This window comes from Streptomyces sp. NPDC040622 (genome assembly GCF_055593965.1).
Genome location: NZ_JBVIXD010000006.1, coordinates 315,722 through 341,564, shown reverse-complemented (window position 1 = coordinate 341,564; position 25,843 = coordinate 315,722). Strand labels below are relative to the sequence as shown.

The window sequence follows — 25,843 nt, the reverse complement described above, 5'->3', positions numbered from 1 at the left end:
CGTGAGGCGGCTTTTGAACGACGTTCACGAGAGCTTCGCACGTGCTACGAATCACCCGACTCCCGCGATCCGCTCCCGCTGCTCCCGCGCCCACCCGTACCCCGGGTCGATGCGCAGGGCCTCGTCCAGGGAGGCCAGGGCGTCGGTCGTGCGGTTCAGGGCCTCCAGGGAGAGGGCTCTTGAGCCCCATGCCCACGCGTAGCCGGGGTCGAGGGTGATCGCCCGGTCGTAGGCGGCGAGCGCCTCCTCATGGCGGTCCGCGAAGCGCAGGACGTCGCCCCGGTCGCCGAAGGTGCCGGGCGCCTCCGGTGCCAGGTCGCGGGCGCGGTCGAGGTCGGCGAGGGCGCCCGGCAGGTCGCCGAGGTGCTGGCGGACGCGGGCCCTGCGGCTCAGCGCCCAGGGGTAGTCGGGCCAGAGCGCGATCGCGCGGTCCAGGTCCTCCAGGGCCTCGCGGGGTCGGCCGAGGGCGAACTTGACCTGGCCCCTGCTGCCCAGGGTCAGCGGCTCGCTCGGGTCAAGGCCGTGCGCGCGGTCGAGCCAGGGCAGCGCCTCCTCCAGGCGGCCCATGCGGCGGTACGTCTCGCCGCGGTCCCGTGCCACCCACTCCGCACCCGGGTCCACCGCGTCGGCGGCGTCCAGGTGGCGCAGTGCCGTCCCGAACTCGCCGAGGGCCCGGTAGGTGATGGCCAGGCCGTGGTGGCCCCACGGGTCGTGCGGGTCGAGGGCGACGGCCCGCTCGTGGTCGACCAGGGCGTCGCGGAGCCGGCCCAGGTGGAAGAGGCGCAGCCCGTGGGCGTTGTGGGCGGCGACGCGGCCGGCGTCGTCCAGGCCCGGCCGGGAGAGGAAGAGGTCCAGGACGGCGAGCGCGCCGGTCCGTTCGTCGGCGAGCGCCTCCCGGCAGGCCTCGGCCCAGCTCCGCAGCGGCTCCGACGCGGTGTCCTCGGCGGCGTCGGCCACCGCCCGTGCCCACTCGCGGGCCACCGCCGTGTCCAGGCGGCAGGCTTCGATGCCGTCGCGCAGCACGCCGGGCAGCGCGGCCCGCGGCCCGGCGCACAGCAGGTGGTACAGCTCCTCGACGCGCAGGGCGCGCCACTCCGGGCGCATCCAGGGGCGGCCCGCCTCGCCCCGGAGTTCCTCCTCCAGGCTCGCGCGCCGCCGCGCGTGGAGGGCGGCGATGCGGGCATGTCCGGCGCTCCACAGCTCGGGGGCGAGGGTGCGGCGCAGGCGCAGCATCGGGGCGCGTACGACGTCGTGGTAGCGGGCGGCGCCGCCCCGGTCGGTGCGGACGAACGGCATGGCGCGCAGCCACGCGTAGAGCCGCGCGGGGTCGACGCCGTCCTCGCCCGCGGCGGCCCGCACGACCTCCTCGTCCAGGCGCCGGGGCAGCGCGCAGTCCAGGGCGGCCGCGCGGCGCGCCGGGTCCCGCTCCGCCTTGAGGAACCGCTCGACGGCCGTGGCGCTCGGGTCGTCCACGTCGCCCGGCGCGGCGGGGCCGGTCTCGGCGAGCGTGGAGACGAGCACGGGGAGCCGGCCGGAGAGGCGCAGGACCTCGGCGACCACGGGTTCCTCGGTGACGCCCTTGGCGGCGAGCAGGCCGCGCGCCTCGTTCTCCGTGAAGGGCCGCAGCGGCAGGTCGGCGGCGAAGTCGGCGGCGCCGTCCCAGCGGTCCGGGTCCAGGGGGCGCTGCCCCGCGGTCACCACGACGACGGTGGCGGGGAGTTCGCCGTGCCGGTCGGTGGTCATCAGGTCGTGCAGCCAGCGGTCCAGGAGCGGTGCCGTGCGTTCGTAGGTGTCGAGGAGCAGGACGAGCCAGGGTGCGGCGTCGGCGGCCGCGGTGAGCTCGTCCAGGAGGACGGGGGTCAGCGCGCGTTCCGGTTCCAGGACCAGGCGGGCGTCCTCCTGGTTGCGGAAGCGGGCGCGGAGCCGGTCGGCGCCGAGGGCGAGCCTGTCGGTGTCGACGGCTCCCGCGAGGGCGCCCACGACCGGCACCATGCCGAGTCCGACGACTCCGGCGCGGGCCATCGTCGCGCTGCCCGCCGACGGCGCCTCGGGGGCCGGCTCGCGGGCCGCGCCCAGGAGGGCCTCGTGGGCGCGCTGCCGGTGGGCGGTGAGGGCGCGCTCCAAGGACTTCAGGGGCCTGCCCTGCTGGGCGAACTGGGCGGCGACCTCGGCGAGCACCGAGGGGACGTCCGGCGCCCCCTCGTCCGCGTACGCGATCAACGCGCCCCGCTCTGCGGCGATATGGGCGAGTTCGCGGACGAGTGAGGTTTTTCCGACGCCCGCCGGGCCGTGCACGTGGAAGAGGAAGCGGTGCCGGTCGTCGTCCGGCGCCGCGTCGAAGTTCTCGCGGAAGGCCCGGAGTTCCTCCCTGCGCCCCACGAAGCCCGCCCGCCGCCTGCGCCGGATGAGCTCCTGCATCGACACCTTCGGCCGCGCCATCGGTCCCTCCCCGTCCCGTGGGCCTCCAGTCTGGCGTACCGAATCAGACATATGGAGGCCGATATCCGGTGAACGGGAACCGAGTTCGGACATACGTGCGTGTGCACCACAGAAGTCTCTGCGGTGTACAACCTTCTCCGCGGAACGATCGTCTTCCTACACGACCACACAAATTCCCCCAATGGAGGAACAGTGCGCCGCAGTCTCATCACCGCCGTGGCAGTCGCCTCGCTCACGGCACCCCTCGCCCTCGCCACCGCCGGTTCCGCGTCGGCCGCACCCGTACCGCCCAAGAAGCCGATCACCGACTTCAACCACGACGGGTACGCCGACCTGGCCATATCGGCGCCGGGCAGCTCCACCAGCGACAACGCGGGCAGCGTCTCGATCGTGTACGGCTCGGCGAACGGCCCGGACAAGGCGCACGCCGTCACCATCAGCCGCGCCACGGCCGGCGTACCCGGCTCCGCCGCGGACGGCGGACACTTCGGCAACAAGACGGCCGCCTCCGACCTGGACGGCGACGGCTTCACCGACCTCGTCGTCAACGGCGGCAAGAAGGCCGTCGTCCTGTGGGGCTCCGCCCAGGGCCTCAGCGGCACGGGCAGCGTCGAGCTGGACTCGAACGGCGCGCTCGTCACCGCCGGCGACTTCAACGGCGACGGCAAGCGGGACCTGGTCACGGCCGAGTACCCGGAGCCCGAGGACCCGATGGAGAACGACGACCGGGGCATGACCCTCGCCTACGGTCCGTTCCAGCGGGACGGCAAGGCCGCGAGCACCCAGCAGGTCGCCACGAGCCAGACCTTCGGCCCCGGTGACTTCGTCGTGGGCGACGTGACCGGCGACGGTGCCGACGACATCGTCACCAGCCACGGCTTCGAGGAGATGGCGCACAAGAGCCAGCTCTGGAAGGGCGGCAAGAACGGGGTGGCCACCACCTCGCAGAACCTCGCGCCCTCCCTCGGCGGCGCGGTCGCCGACATCGACGGTGACGGCTACGGCGACTTCGTCACCCGCGACATCGGCACCAGCTTCGAGGACATGCCGTCCCAGAAGGGCACGGTCCTGGTCCGCTACGGCTCGGCGTCCGGCCTCTCGGACCGCTCCACGAAGATCACCCAGGACACCGCGGGCGTACCCGGCACCGGTGAGGCGGGCGACGAGTTCGGCGCCGCCATCAGCGCCGGCGACGTGAACGGCGACGGCTACGCGGACGTGGCCGTCGGCGTCCCCGGCGAGGACATCGAGACGACCGCCGACGCGGGCAGCGTCGTCCTCCTCAAGGGCTCCGGCTCCGGCCTGACCGGCACCGGCGCGCAGGCCTTCGACCAGTCCAAGCCGGGCGTCCCCGGCGCGTCCGAGAAGGGCGACAAGTTCGGCAGCCAGGTCCTGCTCTCGGACCTGAACAAGGACGGCAAGGCCGACCTGACCGTCGGCGCGCCCGACGAGGACGGCGACGTCGCCGACACCGGAGCGGTCTGGCACCTGCGCGGCTCCGCGAGCGGCCTGACCGTCACGGGCATCGACTCCTTCGGCCCCGCGGCGATCGGCGCCCCGGCCAAGGCCGGCGTCCGCTTCGGCGACGGCCTGGTCGGCTGACACCCGCGTACGTCCGCGGGTGAGAGCCCGCGAGCACCAGCATGATCATGGCGGCCACCGTGCTCGACGGTGGCCGCCATGCGCGTCGGGGGACCGGCTACGGCTCCAGCACCGGCAGCAGGTCCGGCAGGTGCCCGTCCGACTCCCTCGCCGCCTTCTGTCGCTCCTCGGGCACCTCGCCGTACAGCGTCGTGCGCGGCTTCGCCGGGCGGCCTGCCGCCTCCGCGATGGCGACCAGGTCCTCGATCGAGCGGTAGGAGCCGTAACTGGAGCCCGCCATGCGGGAGATGGTCTCCTCCATCAGCGTTCCGCCCAGGTCGTTCGCGCCGGACCTGAGCATCTCGGCGGCGCCCTCCTGGCCCAGCTTGACCCAACTCGTCTGGATGTTGGGAATGAGCGGGTGGAGGAGCACGCGCGCCATGGCCGTCACCGCGCGGTTGTCGCGGGTCGTCGGTCCTGGCCGGGCGATGCCCGCCAGGTAGACCGGGGCGTTGGTGTGGATGAACGGCAGCGTCACGAACTCCGTGAAGCCTTCCACGCCCTTCTCCAGGGCCGCCCGCTGCATCGCGGCGAGCGTGCGGAAGTGGCCGAGCCAGTGCCGGGGCTGGTCCACGTGCCCGTACATCATCGTGGAGCTTGACCGGATGCCCAGCTCGTGCGCGGTCCCCACGACCTCGATCCAGGTGGCCGTCGGCAGTTTGCCCTTGGTGAGGATCCAGCGCACCTCGTCGTCGAGGATCTCGGCGGCCGTCCCGGGGATCGAGTCGAGCCCCGCCTCCTTCGCGGCGGTCAGCCACTCCCGGATCGAAAGTCCCGTCCGGGTGGCGCCGTTGACGACCTCCATCGGCGAGAAGGCGTGCACGTGCATGCCCGGCACGCGCTCCTTCACCGCCCGCGCGATGTCGAAGTAGGCGGTGCCCGGCAGGTCGGGGTGGATGCCGCCCTGCATGCAGACCTCGACGGCGCCGACGTCCCAGGCCTGCGCGGCCCGGTCGGCGACCTGGTCCAGGGAGAGGGTGTAGGCGTCGGCGTCCGTCCTGCGCTGCGCGAAGGCGCAGAACCGGCAGCCGGTGTAACAGACGTTGGTGAAGTTGATGTTGCGCGTGACGATGTACGTGACGTCGTCGCCGTTGACCGTCCTGCGGATGTCGTCGGCCACCGAGCAGAGCGCGTCGAGCGCCGGCCCGTCGGCGTGCAGCAGCGCGAGCGCCTCGTCGTCGGTGAGCTTCGTCGGGTCGTCGGCGGCCTGCTTCAGGGCCGCGCGCACGTCCCCGTCGATGCGGGAGGGCGCCATGCCGGGGGCGGCCTGTTCGCGCAGCGCCTCCCAGTCGCCGTACACCTCGTCGAAGTCGTCGCGCCGGTCCGAGGTGCGGCCCGTGGTGTCGATGGTGCGGTGCAGGTCGGTGCGGCCCGACGAGGCCACGTACCCCTCGTCCGGCTCCTGCCAGGGGTGGCCCTCGACCACCGCGTCGGGCAGGGCGAGGCCGGTCTCCGGATCGGCGAGGGCGCGCAGGTGCGGCAGCAGGCGCGGGTCGAGCCAGGGCTCGCCGCGCTTGACGAACTCGGGGTAGACGCAGAGCCGTTCGGCGAGGGTGAAGCCCGCGGCGGCGGACCGCTCCGCGAGCTCGTCGAGCCGGGGCCACGGCTTCTCGGGGTTGACGTGGTCGATCGTCACCGGGGACACCCCGCCCCAGTCGTCGATGCCGGCGCCGATGAGCCGTTCGTACTCGCCCGCGATGAGGTTGGGCGGGGCCTGCAGGTTGGCGGCGGGACCCATGATGTGCCGGGCGACGGCGATCGTGGCGACGAGGTCGTCGATCTCGGCGTCGGGCATGCCGCGCATCGCCGTGTCCGGCTTGGCGCGGAAGTTCTGGATGATGAGTTCCTGGACGCCGTGGTACGAACGCGCCACGCGCCGCAGCGCGAACAGCGCGTCGGCACGCTCCTCGTACGTCTCGCCGATCCCGATCAGCAGCCCGCTCGTGAACGGCACCGAGGAACGGCCCGCGTCCTCCAGGACCCGCAGCCGTACGGCCGGTTCCTTGTCGGGCGACCCGTAGTGGGGCTGACCGGGCTCGGACCACAACCGCTGCGACGTCGTCTCCAGCATCATCCCCATGCTGGGTGCGACCGGCTTCAGCCGCTGGAAGTCCGTCCAGGTCAGGACGCCCGGGTTGAGGTGCGGGAGCAGTCCGGTCTCTTCGAGGATGCGGATGGAGATCGCGCGGACGTACGCGATGGTGTCGTCGTACCCCTCGGCCTCCAGCCACTCGCGGGCCTCGGGCCAGCGGTCCTCCGGCTTGTCGCCGAGGGTGATCAGGGCTTCCTTGCAGCCCATCGCGGCACCGCGCCGCGCGATGTCCAGAACCTCGTCCGGGGACATGAACATGCCGTGGCCCTCGCGCCGCAGCTTGCCGGGCACGGTCACGAACGTGCAGTAGTGGCACTTGTCACGGCAGAGCCGGGTGAGCGGGATGAACACGCTCTTCGAGTACGTGATGACGCCGGGCCGGCCCTCCGCCGCGAGGCCCGCGTCGCGCACCCGCGCCGCCGACGCCGTCAGGCCGTCGAGATCCTCGCCGCGTGCCTGCAACAGGACCGAGGCCTCCGTCACGTCGAGCGCGACACCGTCCCTGGCCCTTCTGAGCGCGCGCCGCATGGCGTTCGCGGTGGGTCGTCCGGCCTCCGGGGGCTGCGCGCTGTTGGTCATGTCTCCGAGCATACGAGCGAGAACACCTGCCTCCTCCAGATACTTCCACCTGCCCAAAGGCGGCCGGACGGCTCGGCGGACACCACCGGGCCCGGCACGGCGCCCGTCACGGGCGCACGTACTGCCCGAGCCCGTCGAGCGCCGCGCACACCTCCGCCTCGCCGGCCGGCGGCAGCTGCACGATCACCTCGTCCACGCCGAGCTCCGTGTAGTGCGCGAGCTTCCCGGTGTCCGGGGCGACGGCCGTCACCGCCACGTACAGCCCGTCCGCCTCGCGCCCCGCCTCCGCCCACGCCGCCCGCAGCACCGGCAGCGCCGCGCCGAGGCCGCTGCCGCCGATGGGCATCCAGCCGTCCGCGTACTCCGCGATGTGCGCGAACAGGCCGGGCCCCGCCGCACCCCCGATGAGCGTCCGAGGGCCGAACAGCGGGCCCTTCGCGCGCCGTTCGCGGGGCGCCCTGCGCGGCTTGGGATGGACCTCGCTCGCCCGTACGCCGCCGAACTCCCCCTCGTACGCCTTCGGACGGTCCGCCCACAGCGCCCGCATGACCGCCATCCGGTCCCGCACCACCGACCGGCGCCGGGGCCACGCCACGCCGTGGTCCTCGGCCTCCTCCCGGTTCCAGCCGTAGCCGACGCCGAGGGTGACCCGGCCGCCGGAGAGGTGGTCGAGGGTCGCGATCTGCTTGGCGAGGTCGATCGGGTCGTGCTGGGCGACCAGCGCGATGTTCGTGCCCAGGGCGATGCGCTCGGTGACCGCGGCGGCCTGGGCGAGGGCGACGAAGGGGCTGAGCATGCGGGCGCACTCGGGGGGCAGTTCACCGCCCGGGTAGGCGGTCTCGCGGGGCACCGGGATGTGGGTGTGCTCGGGGAGGTAGAGCCCGGCGAATCCGCGCCGCTCCAGTTCCTGGGCCAGGCGTACGGGAGTGATCGTCCGGTCGGTCATGTAGAGCGTCGCGGATATGCGCACGGGTACGGGTCCCTCCGAGAGTGTCGGTGCGGGGCCCTCTTCCTATCCCCGCAAGGCCGGTTGGTCCATGCCCGTGCGCCCCCTAATCGGTTGGTCGGTGCCCCTGCGCTCACTAACCTGACGCACGTGAAGAGACGACGGCAGAAGAAGCTGACCAGGGAGCTCGTGCTCGCCGCGTCGCTCGGCGTCACGGGCACGGTCCGCTCGCTGCTGCGCGCGGGGGCCGACCCCGAACTCCCCGGCACCGACGGCACGACGGCCCTGTACGCCGCATCGGTGCACGGCGCGGCCGACACGGTGCGACTCCTCCTGGCCGCGGGCGCCCGGCCGGACACGGAGAGCCGCGGCCTCACCGACGGCACCCCCCTGTGCGGGGCGGCCGCCTGGGGTCACGTCGAGACGGTGCGGGCCCTGCTCGCCCACGGCGCCGACCCCAACCTCCGCGAGGACCACGGCACGGGAGGCTCCCCGCTGTCGTGGGCGCGGGGCGGCGCGGGCGGACCGTACCCGGAGACGGAGGCGGTGCTCTTGGCGGCGGGGGCGGGGGCGGTGGCGACGGCCTGACGAAGAAGAAGGGCTCCATCGGCATCGTCGGCGGGATCGTCGCCGTCGTGCTCGCCGTGGTCCTGCTGCTCGTCCTGCCGGCGGTGCGCCGCGCCCGCGCCTCCCGCAAGGGACACTGAGCGGCCGGGACCCGGCCCCACCGCGCGGACACCGTGCGTAAGTCCGTCAATCTCCTTCCCTTGCCGTACAGTTCACGGCTCAATACCAGGGTTGCACGCACCACCCACGTCACTGTCGACACCCTGGGGAGCCGCAGCATGTGCGAGGACGTACACCAGCGGGACGTACACCAGCAGGACGCACACCACCCGAACGGCCAGAACGGTCCGAACCGGCGCGCGCTGTTCGTGACGGGAGCCGCCGCCGCGCTTACGTTGGGCAGCGTGAGCTTCGCCAGCGGCGCCGAGCGGCGCACCCCCGCGCGGGACAGGGCACCGGGCAGCAAAGAGACGAAGACGGTGCGCGGCACGCTGCCCGCCGGAGCCCCCGACTTCGTGTACCTGCCGGTCGACGTCCCGGACGGCGTCAGCCAGTTGCACGTCGCCTACAGCTACCAGAAGCCGACCGTGCCACCCGGCACCCAGGGCAACGCCCTCGACATCGGCATCTTCGACGAGCGCGGCACCGACCTCGGCGGCAAGGGCTTCCGAGGCTGGTCCGGCGGCGCCCGCACCGAGTTCTTCCTGCGCGCCGACGAGGCGACCCCCGGCTACATCCCGGGCCGGATCCGTGAGGGCACCTGGCACATCGCGCTCGGCCCGTACACGGTCGCCCCCGACGGCCTGCCCTACGAGGTGACGATCACCCTCACCTACGGGGCGCCGGGCCGCACCCCGAAGCCGGTCTACCCGCCCGAGCGCGCCAGGGGCCGGGGGCGCGCCTGGTACCGGGGCGACTGCCACCTGCACTCCGTGCACTCCGACGGCCGTCGCACCCTCGCCGAAATCGCCTCGCTCGCCCGCGCGGCGGGCCTCGACTTCATCAACAGCTCGGAGCACAACACGCACTCCGCGCACCCCCACTGGGCCGGGCACGCGGGCGACGACCTCCTGATCATGCTCGGCGAGGAGATCACGACCCGCAACGGCCACGTGGTCGCCCTCGGCACGGACCCCGGCACGTTCGTCGACTGGCGCTACCGCGCGCGGGACAACCGCTTCGGCACGTACGCCCGCAAGGTCCGCGACGCGGGCGGCCTGGTCGTCCCCGCCCACCCGCACGCCACCTGCGTCGGCTGCAACTGGAAGTTCGGCTTCGGCGAAGCGGACGCCGTCGAGGTGTGGAACGGCGCGTACACGCCGGACGACGAGGTCTCCCTCGCCGACTGGGACAGCATGCTGGTGGCGTCCGTGCGCGGCGGCAGGCCGTGGATCCCGGCGATGGGCAACAGCGACGCACACCGCGACCCCGACCCCGTCGGCGGCCCGCAGACCGTCGTCCTCGCCGACGACCTGACCCGCGAGGCCATCCAGGACGGCATCCGCAAGGGCCGCTCCTACGTCGCCGAGTCGAAGGCCGTCGAGCTCGCCTTCTCGGCGGCGGGCGGCAAGGGCACGCACGCGGGCATCGGCGAACGCCTCGACGTCGACCGCGACGACCCGGTCACCGTCCGCCTGGAGGTCAAGGGCGCCCCCGGCTGCACGGTCCGCTTCGTCACCGACCAGGGCGTCCTGTACACCGGCCCGACGCTGCCGGAGTCGGGCGCGGGCACGGCACAGTGGCGCACGACGGCGTCGTACGCGGCGTACGTGCGGGCGGAGGTGCGGCACGCGCCGGTGACGACCGGACTGCCCGGCCCGCTGACCGCGTTCACCAACCCGATCTTCCTGGGCCGGTAGCGGCCGAGCCACCCGCAGGGGCCGGGGGAGACGGCCCACGTCTCCCCCGACCCCCGCGGCGCCCTCACCCCGGCCAGACGATCGACTGCAGCTCGCTGTACGCGTGCAGGGCGTACGAGCCGACGTCCCGGCCCACCCCGCTCTTCTTGAAGCCGCCGAACGGCGCCTCCATGTTCCGGCCGATCGTGTTCACCCCGACACCGCCCGCGCGCAGTCTGCGGGCCACCCGGAAGGCGCGGGCGACGTCGCCCGACCAGACGTAGTCGATCAGCCCGTAGTCGCTGTCGTTGGCGAGGGCGACCGCCGTCTCCTCGGCCTCCTCGGGGCTGCCCGCGTCGAAGGGGACGACGGCCACCACGGGCCCGAAGATCTCCTCGCGGACGACCCGCATGTCATTCGTGCAGTCGGCGAGGAGCGTGGGGGCCACGTAGAAGCCCTTGCCCTTCCCCTCCCCCGGGCGCTCGCCGCCCGCCACGACCCGCGCGCCCTCCTTGCGGCCCGCCTCGACGTACCCCTCGATGCGGTCGCGGTGCGCCGCCGAGATCACCGGCCCGACGATCGTCGCCCGGTCGCCCGGATCACCGACCTTCAGATATCCCATGTACGCGGCGAGCTTCTCCAACAGCGCGTCGTACACGCCCCGTTGGACGATGACACGGGTCGGCGCCGTACAGATCTGCCCGCTGTAGAACGAGAACGTCGTGCCGATGCCCGCCACCGCCGCGTCCAGGTCCGCGTCGTCGAGGACGACCGCCGCGCCCTTCCCGCCCAGCTCCATCAGCTGCCGCTTCATGTCGCGGCCGCACACCTCGCCGATGCGCTGCCCGACGGCCGTCGAACCGGTGAAGCTCACCATGTCGACGTCCGGCGAGGCGACGGCCGCCTCGCCGACGGCTACGTCCGTGCCGGAGACGACGTTCACGACGCCGGGCGGGACGCCCGCCTCCGCGAGGGCCGCCGCCATCCCGTACACCGACAGCGGGTCCTGCGGAGCCGGCTTCACGACGACGGTGTTGCCCATCGCGAGCGCGGGCGCCACCTTGCCCGCCGGGTTCGCCCACGGGTTGTTGTACGAGGTGATGCAGGTGACGACGCCGACGGGCTGGCGCACGGCGAGCGCGCCCAGCACGCCCGCCTTCCCCATCGGCCCGGCCTCGCTGATCTGCGGCGGCAGCGCCTGCTCGACCGGTTCGAGGGCCCCCTTCGCGTATCGCTGGAAACGGGACACCGCGACCGCCACCTGCATGCCGCGGGCCGTGCCGGTCGTCGCGCCGCTCTCGGCCCGCGCCAGGTCGGCGTACGCGTCGAAGTCCCGCCGCATCACGGCGGCGGCCTTCTCCAGGATCGCGGCCCGCTCCTCGGGGGCGGTCCGCGACCAGCCCGCGAACGCCTCGCGCGCGGCCCGTGCCGCCTCGTGCACCTGCGCGCCACTCGCCTCGGGCGCGAGACCCACGACCTCCTCGGTCGCCGGGTTCACCACTTCGTAGTGCCCGCCGTCGGGCTCGGTCCACTCGCCGCCGATGAACAGCCGCCGGGGCCTGGTCACTTGGTGCTCACCGTCCTGGTGTCCTGTCCGGAGCGCAGGATCTTCCCCGGCACGGCGCCGGTCACGACGTCCTCCCTGATGGTTTCGACGCCGTTGACCCACACCGCGTTGATGCCGATCGCCTTGGAGTCCAGGCGCGGGCTGTCGCCGGGCAGGTCGTGCACGAGGGTCGCCTTGCCCGCGTCGATCCGCTCGGGGTCGAAGAGGACCAGGTCCGCGTGGTAGCCCTCGGCGATCCGGCCGCGCTCGCGCAGCCCGAAGAGCTGCGCCGGGTCGTCGGTGAGCATCTTCACGGCCTGCTCCAGACCGAGCAGTTTCCGCCCGCGCAGGCAGTCCCCGATGAACCGCGTCGTGTACGGGGCGCCGCACATGCGGTCCAGGTGCGCGCCCGCGTCCGAGCCGCCGAGCATGACGTCCTCGTGCTGCCAGGTCTCCGCGCGCAGGGCCCAGGAGTCCGGGTCGTTGTCGGTGGGCATCGGCCACAGCACGGTCCGCAGTTCGTCGTTGGCACAGATCTCGACGAGGCAGTGGAACGGTTCGAGCCCGCGCTCGGCGGCGATGTCCGCGACCACCCGCCCGGTCAGGCCCTCGTTCGCCTCGGAGTACGTGTCGCCGATGACGTACCGGTCGAAGCGGGCGAGCCGCCGGAAGACGCCCGCCTCCTTGCTGCCGGCCCGCCGCAGCATCTCCTCGCGCACCTGCGCGTCGCGCAGCTTCGCGATCCGATCCGGCACGGGCAGGCCGAGGATGTCGCCCCAGCCCGGGATGAGGTTGAGGGCGCAGAACGTGCCGAGCGACATGTTCATGGGCGTGAGGATCGGCATGGTGAGCGCGACGATGCGGCCGCCCGCCTCGCGGGCGCGCTCGCTCGGCACGAGCTGGCGCGGGACGCGTTCGGGGACGGCGGCGTCGATGGTGAGCACGTTCCAGTTCAGCGGCCTGCCGGCCGCCGCGCTCATCTCCACGAACAGGTCGACCTCGTCGTCACTGAACTGGTCGAGACAGCCCGCGACGATCGCCTCCAGCTGGGTGCCCTCGTGCTCGGCGACGGCCCGGCTGAGCGCGAGCAGCTCCTCGGGCTCGGCGTGCCGGGACGCGACGGGCTCCCCGTCACCGTCCGAGTGGGTGGAGGACTGCGTGGTGGAGAGCCCCCAGGCCCCCGCGTCCATGGCGTCGTGGAAGAGCCGCAGCATCTCCTCCATCTGCGCGGCGGACGGCTGCCCGCCCACGGCATCCTCACCCATCACGTACCGCCGCAGCGCGCAATGCCCCACCATGAACCCGGCGTTGACGGCGACACGCCCCTCCAGCGCGTCCAGGTACTCACCGAACGAACTCCACGACCAGGGCGCGCCCTCCTCCAGCGCCACCAGCGACATGCCCTCGACCTTCGACATCATCCGCCGCGTGTAGTCGGCGTCGCCGGGCCGGGCCGGGTTCAGCGGCGCGAGCGTGAACCCGCAGTTGCCGCCCGCGACGGTCGTCACCCCGTGGTTGAGGGAGGGCGTCGCGTACGGGTCCCAGAAGAGCTGGGCGTCGTAGTGCGTGTGCGGATCGACGAACCCGGGCGCGAGAACTCGCCCCTGGGCGTCCTCGCTGGTCCGCGCCTCCTCGGACACGGTGCCCGGCTCCGCGACGACGGCGATCCGCCCGTCCCGCAGCCCGACATCGGCGACGAAGGCATCGGCACCGGTCCCGTCGACGACGGTCGCGCCTTTGATGAGGTGGTCGAGCATGACGAGGACGTCCCCTTTCGAAGGAAGCCACCCAGCCCGGACAGCTGACCGGCCATGTGAATCCACCCGACGGTTTCGACTCGGTTCGGTGCGGCCCGCACGGCGGGTTCGCCCCGTCCGGGCCACCTGACGAATCCGGCACTCGGCCCGCCCGGCGGTCGGCACATCAGCCCGCCCGGCGGGTGCCGCTGGGCTCCGGAGGCCGGTACTTCAACCCGCCCGCCGGATGCCGCTTCGGCTCCGGAGGCCGGTACTTCAGCCCGCCCGACAGATGCCGCTCAGGCTCCGGAGGCCGGTACTTCAGCCGGCACGACGGATGCCGCTCGGGCTCCGGCGGTTGGCACTTCAACCCGTCCGCCGGATGCCGCTCGGGCTCCGAAGGCCGGTACTTCAACCCGCACGCCGGATGCCGCTCGGGCTCCGAAGGCCGGTACTTCAGCCGGCACGACGGATGCCGCTCGGGCTCCGAAGGCCGGTACTTCAACCAGTCCGGCGGATGCCGCTCGGGCTCCGGAGGCCGGTACTTCAGCCGGCACGACGGATGCCGCTCGGGCTCCGAAGGCCGGTATTTCAGCCCGTCCGGCGTTTGAGGACGAGCCCGGAGGGCGATGTTTGGGCGCCGGCCCCCGAGGCCCGTCGGGAAGCGACGGACCGGGCGGGGGGTTCCAGCCCGTCCGGCGCTTGAGGACGAGCCCGGAGGGCGATGAACGGGGGCCCGGGGGCAGGCCCCCGAGTCGGCGACCCCGTACACCGCCCGCCCACCCGTCCGGCAGGACCCCGTACACCGCTCACCCGTCCGGCAGGACCCCGGCCTCCGCCCGGGAGGGGAAGCCGGGGAGCAGAGAGTTACGCCCCCGCCGCCTGGCGGAAGCGCGACGTCCGGTGCACCGGATCCGTATCGATCTTCGGAATCACATGCTCACCGATCAATTTGATCGTGTTCTTCGTGTCCTCGGGCGAGATCCCGATCGGCAGCCCGAAGCTGAGCTGGTCCGCCCCCGCCTGTTCCCACCGCTTGCACTGCGTGAGCACCTCGTCCGGGTCCCCGCAGATCATCAGCTCCTCCGCGATGAGCAGCTCGATGATCTCCTCGGTGTACTCGGGCAGCAGCTCGGGCCACTGGGGAATCCCCTCGGGCCGCGGGAACGTGTCGTGGTAGCGGAAGAGCAGCGACTGAAGGTAGTTGAGCCCGCCGCCGACCGCGATCTCGACGGCCTTCTTGTGCGTCTCCGCGCAGATCGCCGTGGACGTCACCATGACGTTGTCGTTGACGAAGTCACCGATGGGCTCGGCCTCCTTGACGGCCGTCTTGTACGACTCGACGACCCACTCCATGTCGGAGACCTTCTGCACGCTGAAGCCGAGGACCCCGAGGCCCTTCTTGCCGGCCATCGCGTACGAGGAGGGCGACCCGGCGGCGTACCACATGGCGGGGTGCGACTTCCCGTACGGCTTGGGCAGGATCTTGCGCGGCGGCAGCGACCAGTGCTTGCCCTGGAAGCCGACGTACTCGTCCTGGAGCCACATCTTGGGGAACTCGGAGATGGTCTCTTCCCATATCTCCTTGGTGTGGTTCATGTCCGTGATGCCCGGCATGAAGCCGAGGATCTCGTGCGAACCGGCACCGCGTCCCGTCCCGAACTCGAAACGTCCTTCGGAGAGGTGGTCGAGCATGGCGACCTTCTCCGCGACCTTCACCGGGTGGTTGACGGGCGCCAGCGGGTTGAAGATGCCCGAGCCCAGGTGGATGCGGTCGGTCGCGTGCGCGAGGTACCCGAGGTAGACGTCGTTGGCGGAGAGGTGCGAGTACTCCTCCAGGAAGTGGTGCTCGGACGCCCAGGCGTACTTGAAGCCCGACTTGTCCGCCTGGATGACGTACTCGGTCTCCTCGATGAGCGCCTTGTGCTCCGCTTCGGGGTCGACCTTGGCCCGCTGGGCGGGCACGTATCCCTGTACAAAGAGACCGAATTCCAAGGAGGTTCACCGTCCTCGTGAGGTTCTGACGGTTTCTGACGACCCGTCAGATCGTGATGCGTCGACTGTTCCACCGGCTCGACGGACCGTCAATAGCTGATGCGGTGTCAGACGATGCTGACCCCGGCCAGCCAGCCGCCGTCGATGACGAACGGCTGCCCGGTGATGTAGGCCGAGTCGTCCCCGGTCAGGAACAGCGCCAGGGCGGCCACCTCCCGCGGCTGCCCGATCCGGCCGAGCGGCACGAGCTTCTTGTACAGCTCCGCGACCGCCTCCTTCGCCGCGACGGGGTCGGCGTCCGGGTCCAGCTGCGCGGGGTTGGTCATGGGGGTGTCGACCGCCCCCGGGCACACGGCGTTCACCCGGACGTTCCGCCCCGCGAGCTCGATCGCGGCGACCCGGGTGAGCCCGAGGATCGCGTGCTTGGTCGCGGCGTACGCGCCGACGAACGCCATGCCCGTCAGGGCCGTGTACGAGGCCGTGTTGACGATCGTTCCGCCGCCCGCCGCGGCGATCTCCGGGGCGACGGTACGGATGCCCAGGAAGCAGCCGATCTGGTTGACCTGGATGATCTGCTGGAACTCCTCGAGCGGGGTGCTGACCAGCTCGTTGAACCGCAGGATCCCCGCGTTGTTGACCAGCCCGTCGACCTTCCCGAAGGTCTCCTTGGCCGTCCCGACGGCCCGCCGCCAGCCGGACTCGTCCCCCACGTCCAGGTGCACGTAGCGCGCGGACTCCTCGCCCAGCTCCTTGGCGAGCGCCTCGCCTTGTTCGTCGAGCACGTCGGCCACGACGACGCGGGCTCCCTCCTCCACGAAGAGGCGCGCCTCCTGTTCGCCCTGTCCTCGTGCCGCGCCCGTCACGATGACTACGCGGCCGTCCAGCTTGCCCATGACGTACTCCCTGCTGTCGCTGCGGTCGCTGCAGTCGCTGTTGTGGCTGCCGTGTCCGTTGACGTTGCCTCTGCCGTGGCTTCTGCCGTCGGCATTCGTGCTCTCCGTGCGGGGGTCTCAGTCGCCCAGGTGCGGGGCCACGTCCGTCGCGAACGCCGCCATCTGGTCGGTGAGTTCGGTGCGGCTGCGGCTGCGGAACCGCACCTGGATCTGGTCGACGCCCATCGCGGGGTACGCGCGCAGCGACTCCGCGAGAGCGTCCGGCTTCCCGGTGAGCGCGCGACGGCCCACCGACCAGGCCGGCTCCCCGACGTACAGGGCCTCGGTGATCGCGCCCACGGTGATCGGCGCCTCGATCTCCGCGTCCTCCCGCAGCCGCCTGAGCTTCGCGATCTGGGCGGGCAGCTTGTCGCGCGGGTCGCCCTGCGGAAGCCAGCCGTCGGCGCGGGTCGCGGCGCGGCGCACCGCGGCGGGTGAGGAGCCGCCGACCCAGATGGGTACGTGCTGCTGGGCGGGGCGGGGGCGTTGGCCCAGGCCGCTGAAGTCGAAGCGTTCGCCGTGGTGTTCGGGGAACTCGTCGGGGCCGAGCGCCGTCCGCAGCGCGTCGATGGTCTCGTCGAGGATCGGTCCTCGCCGCGCGAAGTCGACGTCGAGGACGTCGAACTCCTCCCGCACATGCCCGGCGCCGACGCCGAGGATCAGGCGGCCGCCGCTGAGGTGGTCGAGGGTCGCGTACTGCTTGGCGGAGAGGAGGGGGTGGCGCAGGCCGACGATGGCGACGTGGCTCATCAGGCGGACGCGGGTGGTGGCGGCGGCGAGGAAGGAGAGGGTGGCGACGGGGTCGTACCAGATGGTGCTCATGGCGTCGGCGAGGCGGTGGGGGATGCCTACGTGGTCGCAGGTGGCGATGTACGCGTAGCCGGAGCGGTCGGCGGTACGGGCTATCTCGACGAGGTCGTCGGCGCCGGCGTCGGCTTCCCAGGGCTCGGCGTAGAGAGAGCTCTGGGACTGGACCGGGAGCTGCATCCCGTAGACGACCATGGGTAACCCCACCCCTCAAGTAGACCTGACGGAACGTCACTTGTCGCGGACGGCCCTATGGTCGTAGCTGACGCATCGTCAGACAAGGGTTCTGGCGGGGGCGCCTTGGGCTCGTGTCGCCTTGGGTCCGTCTTGCGGGGCGGGGTCGCGGGGGTATGTACGTACTCGCTATCCCTGCGCCACGCCCCAAGAACAAAGACGCCACAGCCCGCTCGGTGCTCCGTGCGCACATACCCCCGCGCCCCCTCCGCCGCGCGTGCGACTGCCGGTCATCGGTGGGGCTTCTTCGGGCAAGCCCCGCAGGGCCGGTGCCTCCCGGGGGCTTCAGGTGTGACCTCGGGTGGGGCGGTGCCTCCGGGGGCCTCGGGTGGGTCGGTGCCTCCGGGTGGTGCCTCGGGCGGGTCGGTGCCTCAGGGGAGCTTTGGGCGGGGCGGTGCATCGGGGCGCGGCGGGCTGTTGCCTCCTGGTGTACGGGGGCGGCGGGCCGTTGCTTTCAGGGGCGCGGGGGCGGCGGGCCGCTGCTTTTAGCGGCGCGGGGGCGGCGAGCTGTTGCTTTTAGGGGCGCGGGGAACTGCGCGACCAGCCACAACGCACCCGCACCCATACACGCAGCACGGCCCGCAACGGCGGGTGGCTTTTAAGGGGCGCGAGGAACGGCGCGACAAGCCACGGCGGGCCCGCACCCGCCCGCGCAGGGGGGAACCCACTCACCCAGAACCGTCCAAGGCCCAGGGGCCAGCCCCCGCGGGGAACGGCGCGACAAGCCACAACGAACCCGCACCCGCCCACGCAGGGCAGACCCCACCCACCCCGCACCGCCCAAGGCCCAGGGGCCAGCCCACGTCACGCGCCGGGCCAGAGGCCAGCCTCCGTGAGGCCCAGGAGGTCGATCGCGTTGCGGCGGACGATCCGGTCCACGACGTCCGGCGCGAGATGGCCCATCTGCTCCTCGCCGACCTGGCGGGACTTCGGCCAGGTGGAGTCGGAGTGCGGGTAGTCCGTCTCGTAGAGCACGTTCCCCACCCCGATGGAGTCGAGGTTCTTCAGGCCGAACGCGTCGTCGAAGAAGCACCCGTAGACGTGCTCGGTGAAGAGCTCGGACGGCGGACGCGTGACCTTGTCCGCGACTCCGCCCCAGCCCCGGTTCTCCTCCCAGACGACGTCCGCGCGTTCGAGGATGTAGGGGATCCAGCCGATCTGGCCCTCCGCGTACATGATCTTCAAGTTGGGGAAGCGTTCGAACTTGCCGCTCATCAGCCAGTCGACCATCGAGAAGCAGCAGTTGGCGAAGGTGATGGTGGAGCCGACGGCGGGCGGCGCGTCCGCCGAGGTCGACGGCATCTTCGAGGACGAGCCGATGTGCATGGCGACGACCGTGCCGGTCTCGTCGCAGGCGCGCAGGAAGGGGTCCCACTCGTCGGTGTGGATGGAGGGCAGGCCGAGGTGGGGCGGGATCTCGGAGAAGGCGACGGCCCGTACGCCGCGCGCCGCGTTGCGCCGGACCTCCGCCGCGGCGAGCCCGGCGTCCCAGAGGGGGATGAGGGTCAGCGGTATGAGGCGGCCCGCCGCCTCGGGGCCGCACCATTCCTCCACCATCCAGTCGTTGTACGCCTGGACGCTGAGGAGTGCGAGGTCGCGGTCCTTGGCCTCGGTGAAGGTCTGGCCGCAGAAGCGCGGGAAGGTGGGGAAGCAGAGGGCGGACTGGACGTGGTTGACGTCCATGTCGGCGAGCCGGTCCGGCACGTGGAACGAGCCGGGCCGCATCTGCTCGTAGGTGATGACTTCGAGCTTGATCTCGTCCCTGTCGTACCCGACGGCGGTGTCGAGTCGGGTGAGCGGCCTGTGCAGGTCCTCGTAGATCCACCAGTCGCCGATGGGGCCGTCCTCGCCCTGCTCCCCCATCACGGGAGCGAACTTTCCTCCCATGAAGGACATGGACCGCAGGGGGGCGCGGACGATCCTGGGGCCGCGGTCCTGGTACTTCGACGGGAGCCGGTCCCGCCAGACGTGGGGCGGCTCGACCGTGTGGTCGTCCACCGAGATGATCTTCGGGAAGGTCTCCGGGGTCTCCATGGTCTCCATACGGCCCACGGTAGCGCCGATCTGACGACCCGTCAGCTATTTGTGCGCGGACGCCCCGGACGCCACCGCCGTCACCCGACGGCCATCCGATCGCCCCTCCCCTGCCCTCCGGCCGCCTTCCGAGGGGGAGAGCAATCCGGAATGTCGTGCGAGGACCCTGTGAGAGCCGTCTCGCACGGCTGACGCATCCGCCATGAACAAGGCAAACTGGCGGGGAGCAAGAACCGAGCAGGATTCAAGTGGCACCACCGCGGGCGGGCAGACCCGCGACCGGCAGGATTGGGAACGGCAGGGCGGCAGGGGGAGCGATGGTCGATGTACCGCGAGTACCGGAGCAGCGGCGTCCGGCCTCGGGGAACACCCCCGAGGAGCGGACCGAGGGGCACCCCCCCGAGGTCCGGACGTCGCGCTTCAGCGTGCTCGGACCGGTGCGCGCGTGGCACGGCTCTGAACAGCTCAACACCGGCTCCCCGCAGCAGAGGGCACTGCTCGCCGCCCTCCTCCTGCGGGACGGCCGCACGGCGACGGCCTCGGAGCTGATCGACGCCCTGTGGGGCGAGGAGCCCCCGTCGCAGGCACTGGCAGCGGTACGTACGTACGCGTCCCGGCTCCGCAAGGTGCTGCCGCCCGGCGTCCTGGTCAGCGAGTCCGGGGGCTACGCGGTCCAGGTCGCGGACGGCGCACTGGACCTCGCCGTGGCGGAGGACATCTGGGCGTCGGCCGAGAAGGCCCGCAGCACCGGTGACCTGTGCCAGGCGCGCACCCTGGTCAACAAGGCCCTCGGCCTGTGGGACGGCGAACCGCTCGCCAACGTCCCGGGCCCCTACGCCGAGACGCAGCGCACCCGTCTCGACGAGTGGCGCCTCCAACTCGTCGAGTCGCGCCTCGACATGGACCTCGAACAAGGCTGCCACGCGGAGGCGGTCTCCGAGCTGACCGCCCTCACCGCGGCCCACCCGCTGCGCGAGCGCCTGCGCGAACTGCTGATGCTGGCCCTCTACCGCAGCGGCCGCCAGGCCGAGGCCCTCGCCGTCTACGCGGACACCCGCCGCCTGCTCGCCGACGAACTCGGCGTGGACCCGCGGCCGGGCCTGAAGGAACTCCAGCAGCGCATCCTGCAGGCCGACCCCGCACTCGCCGAGCCCTCCGCGCCCGCCCAGGAGCCGACGGCGACCGTGGTGCGCCCGGCCCAGCTCCCCGCGACGGTCCCCGACTTCACGGGCCGCGCCTCCTTCGTGGACGAGCTGAGCGACATCCTCTCCACCGCCGAGGGCCGCGTGATGGCCGTCTCGGCGCTGGCCGGCATCGGCGGTGTCGGCAAGACGACGCTGGCCGTCCACGTCGCCCACGTGGCGCGCACGCACTTCCCCGACGGGCAGCTGTACGTGGACCTCCAGGGCGCCGGCGCGCGGGCCGCGGAACCCGAGACGGTCCTCGGCGCGTTCCTGCGCGCCCTCGGCACGGCCGACTCGGCGATCCCCGACTCCCTGGAGGAACGGGCCGCGCTCTACCGCTCCGTCCTCGACGGCCGGCGCGTCCTCGTCCTCCTGGACAACGCGCGCGACGCCGCCCAGGTCAGGCCCCTGCTGCCGGGCATGGAAGGCTGCGCCGCCCTCGTGACGAGCCGCGTCCGCATGGTCGACCTCGCGGGTGCGCACCTGGTGGACCTCGACGTCATGTCCCCCGAGGAGGCCCTTCTCCTCTTCACCCGCATCGTCGGTGAGGAACGCGTCACCTCGGAGCGGGAAGCGGCGCTCGACGTCGTGGCGGCGTGCGGATTCCTGCCGCTCGCCATCCGCATCGCCGCGTCCCGCCTGGCGGCCCGCCGCACCTGGACCGTCTCCACCCTCGCCGCGAAGCTCGCGGACGAGCGCCGCCGTCTGGACGAACTCCAGGCCGGTGACCTCGCGGTGAAGGCGACCTTCGAACTGGGCTACGGCCAGCTGGAGCCGGCCCAGGCCCGCGCCTTCCGCCTCCTGGGCCTGGCCGACGGCCCCGACCTGTCCCTCGCGGCGGCCGCGGCGGTCCTGGACCTCTCCCTGGAGGAGACGGAAGACGTACTGGAATCCCTGGTGGACACGTCCCTGGTGGAGTCCGCGGCCCCCGGCCGCTACCGCTACCACGACCTCGTACGCCTCTACGCGCGTGCGTGCGCGGAACGCGACGAACAGCCCCCGAGCGAACGGGACGCGGCGATGTCGCGCCTCCTGGACTTCTACCTGGCGTCGGCGGCGCGCGTCTACGCGATCGAGCGGCCCGGGGACCGGACGGTGGACCACCTGGAGCGCACGGAACACGCGGGCCAGGACTTCACCGACGACACGAAGGCCCTGGACTGGCTGCACTCGGAAGCGGCGTGCATCCTCGCCTGCGTCCAGCAGTCACTGGGCCCGCGGACCCTGCGCCGCGCGGTGGACCTCCTGCTGGCCTCCAAGGACCTGGCGGAGTCCGGCGCGAGCTCCCTGCGCTACGAACTGGCCACGTCGGCCGCGCGGGACGCGGCGGAGGCGCTGGGGGACGGGCATGCGGAAGGGCGGGCGCGGGTCAGTCTCGCCCAGGTGCTCATGCGCATCGGCGGCCACTTCGAGGTGGCCGCCAAGGAACTGGAGCGCGCGGCGCGGCTCACGCTCGTCTCCCAGGACCCCTGGGCCGGCGGGAACGCGCCGAACGAGCAGGGGATCACCGCTGCCTGCATGAAGCAGTACACGGCCAGTGAGAGCTACTTCCTCAAGGCGATCGACGCCTTCCGACTCGACGGGAACCGCCCCGGCGAGGCGAGTGCCGTCTGCAACTTCTCGCGCGTCCTCGTCTCGATCGGCCGGACCGAGAAGGCCATCGAACTCGCCCAGCAGGGCGTGGAGATCTACGACGACCTCGGACTCACCCTCCGTCTGGCGAACGCGAAGTACGCCCTCGGCATCGGCCTCAGCCACGCCGGACGCCACACCGAGGCTCTCGACCAACTCGCGGACGCCCTGCGGATGTTCGTGGAGAACCGCCAGCGCCTGTGGGAGGGCACGACCCACTACCGCGTCGCCCAGGTGCATCTCCAGGCCCGCCGCGCGGCACAGTCGGCCAAGCACGCCGAGCAGGCACTCGCCATCGGCTGCATCGGCGGGGACTGGATGCGCGCCAACGTTCTGACCGTGCTGGGAAGGGCCCTGGACAGCCTCGGCCAGCTCGACCGCGCGCGGGCCTGCTGGCAGGAGGCCCTGGCCATCCACGAAGGGGCGGGAGCCGTGGAGGCGGAGGAGGTCCGGGCCCTCCTGGAGCCCGTCGCAGCCGCCTGACACAGGCCCTGGCGGCGTTCATCGAACGTTTATGAGTGACTGCCACTCTCTACTCATCGATCCGTCGCGTCGGGGGGCAGACGGGTCGCCTTGGGCCCCACAGATAGGGTGAGCGGCCCTGGAACGCCCGTTCGGCGACCCTCGGGGGAGTTGCCGAGCGGGCGTCCTGCCCCACAGACCCGTGCGTTCCCAAGGAGTCGTCACCATGAGCGAAGCCGAGAAGCAGGACATCACGACCATGAAGGACGGGCACATGCCCGCCCCGCCCAAGGACGGCACGGTCAAGCCTCTGACTGACGGCCACATGCCCGCTCCGCCCAAGGACGGCATCCAGCGCGACGGCCACATGCCGGCCCCGCCGGCCGAGGACGCCTGAGACTTTCATCCCGACGGGGGTCGGCCGCGGCGGCGCGGAGGGGGAGCCGTCGCGGCCGACGCATTTCCGGGCGCACTCCGTTTCGGGGGACGCTCCGTTTTCTGGGGACGCTCTGGGCACGCTCTGTTTTCTGGGCACACTCCGAAGAGAGGTGCCACGCCGAGCCGTCCGACGGAATCGAACATTCGGCCGGTCTGTCGATAGGGTCGCTTGGCGCTGGATGTCCGACTCACCACAGGAGCTGGAATGACACGCACCAAGAGAATCCTCACCACCCTCGCCATCGCCGCGGCAGCCGCGGGCGCCGCGGCCTCTCCCGCGTCGGCCGACAGTCACATGCCGGCTCCGCCGAGGGACGGCCACGCGGTGGCCGCGCAGGACAGCCACATGCCCGCTCCGCCCCTCGGCGACGGACTCATACCGGCTCCTTCGCGGGGCTGACAGCGCGGCAGCAGACACCAAGCCCCACGCATCGATCACGGCCCCACGTCTTCCCGCGCCGACCCGATGGTCGTTCAATGGGGAACAACGCATCCGTGCGCGCGTACACGCACGGGTCGACGGCCACCGCCGGGGCGTGGGGCGCCGGACCGGCGGCGGCCGTCTGCGTCGCGCCGACGTCGGGGCTCCCCTCCGCGATGTCGGCGCGTGCTGCCCTCACGGCTCCGGGGCATGCGGGAGAACGCCCCGGTTGGAACAGGCCGGAAGGGCACAGGCCGGAGCCGCTCATGTCGGTGGCACAGCTCCGGCCGTTCGCGGGCCGCTGACGACGCGGCCCGGGTCTTCGGAAGGAATCAGGGATCTGAGGGGTGCCACCGAAGGGGCCCCGTGTCAGCACCACTCCCTCGTCGGAGAGAAGGGGACAGTCGGCGCGTCCGGGGTCCGGGGACTGGGAAGAGTGGCGGCCCCGCTGACGTGCCGCCGCAGACTCTTCTCCCTTGTGAGGCTAAGCCTCCGCGGCGCGTGACGGAAGGCGAGACACAGCACCAGCCCACCTGCGCATTTTTCCTTACACGGACCCGGCCCCCGCCGACGCAGTGCGGTCGAAGTCCGCGCCTCGACCGGCGAGTTGGCGGCGCAGCGAGTCCTTCATGGCCGTCACGAACGCGTCCCGCGTGCCCTCGTCGACGAGGTCGAGGGACAGGTACGGGTTCAGGTCCTCCAGTTCGACCAGGAGGAGTTCGCCGCTCTCCCGGGTGCGGCAGGCGTCCACGCGCTGGATGCCGTGGTCGATCGCGTTCCACTCGACGAAGCGGGGGGCGAAGGCCAGGTCCGCGCCGGTCGGGGCGTAGCGCTCCAGGTGCCAGCGGCGGGTGGGGTCGGGGGCGTGCAGCGCGTACTGGAAGGCGTGGTCGACGAAGTAGAACGAGACCTCGTACGTGAAGTCGATCCGGGGTTGGATCAGGATCCCGGAGTCGGAGCCGGAGTCGGAGCCGGAGTCGGAGTCGGAGCCGGAGCCGGAGCCGGAGCTGGGGTCGGAGTCGGAGCCAAAGCCGGAGTCGGAGTCGGAGTCGGGATCCGCCGCCTGCCGCAGCTCCGCCAGGCGGTCCCCGGTCACGAACTCCAGGCCTATCGAGTCCGCGCCCGCCTTCGGCTTGATCACGTACGTGTCCGTCGCCGGGAGCAGGCCGGTGTCCCGGAGGTCGTCCACCGTGGGGATCACGGGGTACCCCGCCGCCGTCAGCTCCACCAGGTACTGCTTGCCCACCATGTCGGCCTTGCCGGTGAGCGGGTTGTAGAGGCGCGCGCCGGACTTCGCGGCGCGCGCCCGCAGGTCGTCCCACCGCTCCTGGTAGTGGATGACCGGGCCGCTGTTGCGGACCAGCACCGTGTCGAAGGCGCCCGTCTCCATCAGGGCGGCCGCGTCCAGCGGATGGCACAGGGCCACGTCGAAGTCCTCGCGGAGCCGGGCGGTGAGGTGGATGTCCTCGTCGCAGTAGCGCCGGCCCTTCGCCTCGTAGGCGAGGTCGGTGACGAAGAGGATGCGGGGCCGGCGGCCGGGGCGGGGTGGCGACGTGATCATCAAGCAATCGTTGCAGAGTCGGTCACCAAGCCGTGGCCGGGTGCCCTGCGGCGCATGGCAGAGTCGTGGACATGGTCATCAAGTCGACGTCCCGACGAGCGCCGTACCGAAGATCCGCCGGAAGGGTCCTCACCGCCCCCGCCCTCTTCCTCGCCGCTGCCGTGACCCTCACGGGCTGCGGCGACGAGCGGCCCGCCAACGCCGCGGCCCCGGCCTCCACCGGGAGGGGAACCACCGCCCCCGCGTCGCAAGCCGCCACTCCTTCCCCCGGCACCACGCCCTCCCCCGGCGCTTCCCCGTACGTCGAGCCCGGCGTCGTCGACGGCGCGCCCCACAACGGCGACAACAACGCCTACCGCCGCCCCGGCGAGGTGTCCCCTGCCGACGAGGAGGCCGCGCAGGCCGAGGTGGCCCGCATGGAACCCGTACTGAAGCGGCTCTGGAAGCAGAAGAAGTGGGATCCGGAGAGCGTGCGCACCGCGCTCACCGGCAAGCTCGGTTACGAGATCCGTGAGACGACCCGCAAGGGCGAGTTGCTCGGCGGCGAGCTCGACGTGGTGGAGATGCGGTCGCGGTACGAGAACGACGAGTACGTCACTCCCGAGGGCGCGATGATCGGGCTCTACGTGGGGGACAGTGCCTGCGTCACCGCCTTCGTCCAGAAGAGCAACTACGGCGCGAGGGCGAACGGGCACTTCATGGAGACCGGCTGCCTGGAACCGCCCGTCGGCCACTGAGCCGCCCCTCGGCGCGGGCCCG

Annotated in this window: 17 protein-coding genes; 7 read left to right on the top strand and 10 right to left on the bottom strand. The window is 72.2% G+C overall.

The window, feature by feature from the left end:
• Positions 1-51: 51 nt before the first annotated feature.
• Entirely contained in the window at positions 52-2,439 is a 2,388-nt protein-coding gene (locus tag ACZ592_RS19265; RefSeq protein WP_471582760.1) for a tetratricopeptide repeat protein, read from the bottom strand.
• Between the two features lie 192 nt (positions 2,440-2,631).
• Here ACZ592_RS19265 and ACZ592_RS19260 point away from each other — a divergent pair, with 192 nt between their 5' ends.
• A complete protein-coding gene (locus ACZ592_RS19260) occupies positions 2,632-4,041 on the top strand; it encodes an FG-GAP-like repeat-containing protein (RefSeq protein ID WP_471582759.1) in 1,410 nt (469 codons plus the stop codon).
• Positions 4,042-4,138: 97 nt separating this feature from the next.
• Here the strand turns inward: ACZ592_RS19260 and ACZ592_RS19255 are convergent, their stop codons facing one another.
• Both ACZ592_RS19255 and ACZ592_RS19250 read right to left on the bottom strand, forming a co-directional pair.
• Positions 4,139-6,751 carry a bifunctional FO biosynthesis protein CofGH gene (locus ACZ592_RS19255; protein WP_471582758.1) on the bottom strand — a complete coding sequence of 871 codons (2,613 nt, stop codon included), beginning with the start codon at positions 6,749-6,751 and terminating at the stop codon, positions 4,139-4,141.
• Positions 6,752-6,857: 106 nt separating this feature from the next.
• Positions 6,858-7,721 (bottom strand): TIGR03619 family F420-dependent LLM class oxidoreductase, encoded by an 864-nt coding sequence (locus tag ACZ592_RS19250; RefSeq protein ID WP_471582757.1) that lies wholly within the window; start codon positions 7,719-7,721, stop codon positions 6,858-6,860.
• 126 nt (positions 7,722-7,847) lie between these two features.
• Between ACZ592_RS19250 and ACZ592_RS19245 the strand changes: the two genes are divergently transcribed.
• Positions 7,848-8,285: an ankyrin repeat domain-containing protein gene (locus ACZ592_RS19245; protein WP_471582756.1), complete on the top strand. Its 438-nt coding sequence runs from the start codon at positions 7,848-7,850 to the stop codon at positions 8,283-8,285.
• Between the two features lie 257 nt (positions 8,286-8,542).
• Positions 8,543-10,123, top strand: coding sequence for a CehA/McbA family metallohydrolase (locus ACZ592_RS19240; RefSeq protein WP_471582755.1), 1,581 nt, complete (start codon positions 8,543-8,545; stop codon positions 10,121-10,123).
• A 64-nt stretch (positions 10,124-10,187) separates the two neighbouring features.
• On the opposite strand, the gene ACZ592_RS19235 is transcribed toward ACZ592_RS19240, so the two are convergent.
• From ACZ592_RS19235 to ACZ592_RS19210, 6 genes are all read right to left on the bottom strand, one after another.
• A complete protein-coding gene (locus ACZ592_RS19235) occupies positions 10,188-11,669 on the bottom strand; it encodes an aldehyde dehydrogenase family protein (RefSeq protein ID WP_471582754.1) in 1,482 nt (493 codons plus the stop codon).
• Complete coding sequence (locus ACZ592_RS19230) at positions 11,666-13,405, bottom strand: N-acyl-D-amino-acid deacylase family protein (protein WP_471582753.1); 1,740 nt, start codon at positions 13,403-13,405, stop codon at positions 11,666-11,668. Before ACZ592_RS19230 ends, ACZ592_RS19235 begins: the two co-directional genes overlap by 4 nt.
• Before the next feature lie 846 nt (positions 13,406-14,251).
• Entirely contained in the window at positions 14,252-15,379 is a 1,128-nt protein-coding gene (locus tag ACZ592_RS19225; RefSeq protein WP_471582752.1) for an LLM class flavin-dependent oxidoreductase, read from the bottom strand.
• 107 nt (positions 15,380-15,486) lie between these two features.
• Positions 15,487-16,272, bottom strand: coding sequence for an SDR family NAD(P)-dependent oxidoreductase (locus ACZ592_RS19220; RefSeq protein ID WP_471582751.1), 786 nt, complete (start codon positions 16,270-16,272; stop codon positions 15,487-15,489).
• A 117-nt stretch (positions 16,273-16,389) separates the two neighbouring features.
• Complete coding sequence (locus tag ACZ592_RS19215) at positions 16,390-17,313, bottom strand: TIGR03619 family F420-dependent LLM class oxidoreductase (RefSeq protein WP_471583010.1); 924 nt, start codon at positions 17,311-17,313, stop codon at positions 16,390-16,392.
• An 843-nt stretch (positions 17,314-18,156) separates the two neighbouring features.
• Complete coding sequence (locus ACZ592_RS19210; RefSeq protein WP_471583009.1) at positions 18,157-19,386, bottom strand: amidohydrolase family protein; 1,230 nt, start codon at positions 19,384-19,386, stop codon at positions 18,157-18,159.
• 317 nt (positions 19,387-19,703) lie between these two features.
• Between ACZ592_RS19210 and afsR the strand changes: the two genes are divergently transcribed.
• The 3 genes from afsR to ACZ592_RS19195 all read left to right on the top strand — a co-directional run bounded on the left by afsR (position 19,704) and on the right by ACZ592_RS19195 (position 23,502).
• Positions 19,704-22,685 (top strand): SARP-family global regulator AfsR, encoded by a 2,982-nt coding sequence (gene afsR / locus ACZ592_RS19205; protein ID WP_471582750.1) that lies wholly within the window; start codon positions 19,704-19,706, stop codon positions 22,683-22,685.
• 205 nt (positions 22,686-22,890) lie between these two features.
• Entirely contained in the window at positions 22,891-23,061 is a 171-nt protein-coding gene (locus ACZ592_RS19200; RefSeq protein ID WP_471582749.1) for a sigma-like protein, read from the top strand.
• A 246-nt stretch (positions 23,062-23,307) separates the two neighbouring features.
• Positions 23,308-23,502 (top strand): hypothetical protein, encoded by a 195-nt coding sequence (locus tag ACZ592_RS19195; protein WP_471582748.1) that lies wholly within the window; start codon positions 23,308-23,310, stop codon positions 23,500-23,502.
• A gap of 568 nt (positions 23,503-24,070) precedes the next feature.
• Here the strand turns inward: ACZ592_RS19195 and ACZ592_RS19190 are convergent.
• The gene (locus tag ACZ592_RS19190; protein ID WP_471582747.1) at positions 24,071-25,084 is read right to left on the bottom strand and encodes a hypothetical protein; all 1,014 of its coding nucleotides are present in this window, start codon (positions 25,082-25,084) and stop codon (positions 24,071-24,073) included.
• Positions 25,085-25,155: 71 nt separating this feature from the next.
• Here ACZ592_RS19190 and ACZ592_RS19185 point away from each other — a divergent pair, with 71 nt between their 5' ends.
• The gene (locus ACZ592_RS19185) at positions 25,156-25,821 is read left to right on the top strand and encodes a hypothetical protein (protein ID WP_471582746.1); all 666 of its coding nucleotides are present in this window, start codon (positions 25,156-25,158) and stop codon (positions 25,819-25,821) included.
• Positions 25,822-25,843 lie beyond the last annotated feature (22 nt).